Source organism: Cupriavidus sp. 01L46 (assembly GCF_056399905.1).
Map to the genome: position 1 here is coordinate 1 of NZ_JBFTSF010000581.1, position 1,505 is coordinate 1,505.

Here is a 1,505-nt window from a genome sequence, read left to right on the forward strand (position 1 = left end):
GAGATGAACACCCGCCGAGATGAACACCCGCCTGCAGGTGGAGCACCCAGTCACCGAGATGATCACCGGGCAGGACCTGGTGGAGTGGCAGCTGCGCGTGGCCTCGGGCGAGCCGCTGCCGCTCAGGCAAGATCAGCTTCAAATCCACGGCCATGCACTGGAAGCCCGCGTCTACGCCGAGAACCCCGACAAGGGCTTCCTGCCCTCCACCGGCACGCTGCGCTACCTGCGCACACCGGCAGCGGTCACGTTCGCGCTGGGCCAGGACGGCAACGGCCCGGCCGGCGTGCGCATCGACTCCGGCGTGCGCGAGGGCGACACCATCAGCCCGTACTACGATCCCATGATCGCCAAGCTGATCGTGTGGGGCCGCGACCGCGAGGAAGCGCTGGCGCGCATGGCGCAGGCGCTGGCCGAATACCACGTGGTGGGCCTGTCGACCAATATCGCCTTCCTGCAGCGGCTGGTGACCTCGCAGGCGTTCCGCACGGCGGACCTCGACACCGGCCTGATCGAGCGCAACCAGGCAGCACTGTTCCCGCCGCCCGCGAAAGTGGGCACCGAAGTCATCGCGCTGGCCGTAGCCGCGTTGGTGGATGCGCAAACCCGCGCGCGCCGCGTGGACCCGGCCGACGCGCATTCACCCTGGCAAAACGCCGGCGCCTGGCGCCTGAACGGCGACGCCACCAGCCAGTTCCTCCTGCGCACCGGCGAAGGCGAAACGCTGGCCAGCCTGTGCAGCGATGGCGGCAAGCAATGGCTGACGGTAGGCGAGCAGACCCTGCCCTTCCGCGCCGCCAGCCTGGCCGGCAGCCACGCACTCGACCTGGGCGAGCGCACGGTCAAGGGCAACACCCATATCGAAGGCGACGCGCTCTACGTGTTCAGCGGCAAGCAGCAAACCCGGCTGGAAGTCATCGACCCGCTAGCCCATGCGGGCAGCGCCGACGCCGAGGGCGGCAAGCTGGTGGCGCCGATGCCGGGCCGCATCATTGCGGTGATGGTCAAGGCCGGCACGGTCATTGGCAAAGGCGATCCGCTGATCGTGATGGAAGCCATGAAAATGGAGCACACCCTGACCGCGCCGGCCGACGGCGTGGTGCAGGAGGTGCTTTACGGCATCGGCGACCAGGTGCAGGATGGCGCTCAGCTGGTCACGTTGGAGGATGTGGTGGTGTGAGTGAATGCAGGCTTCGGGGGGCATGACTGTAGCCCCGCTAACGCGGGGAGACACGTTTGGTGGGTGGGGTTTTACCGCTTCTAGTTGCTGTCGCGGCTGTACCGTGTTGGCCGTTTTGGAACGTGTGGGATGTCACTTTTCTTTACTCGTAAAGAAAAGTGACCAAAAGAAAGCGATCCTTGCAGGAGGCTGGCGTGTCGGGGTTGCGCAGCCCGGCGCTTTCGTCGTCAGGCCCCGGGTTCTAGTGGCCTCATGCCGTTACCGGTTTGAATGGCCACGATCCTGCGGATGGCGCTGGTTTCGTGGTGAGGCTGCTCGGTAGCGG

The 1,505-nt window shown here is 66.4% G+C and carries 1 pseudogene; it reads left to right on the forward strand.

Annotation, left to right across the window (positions count from 1 at the left end):
* Positions 1-16: 16 nt before the first annotated feature.
* Positions 17-1,180: pseudogene (locus tag AC1DS3_RS38555) on the forward strand (biotin/lipoyl-containing protein); the annotation flags it as partial.
* Between the last annotated feature and the right edge of the window lie 325 nt (positions 1,181-1,505).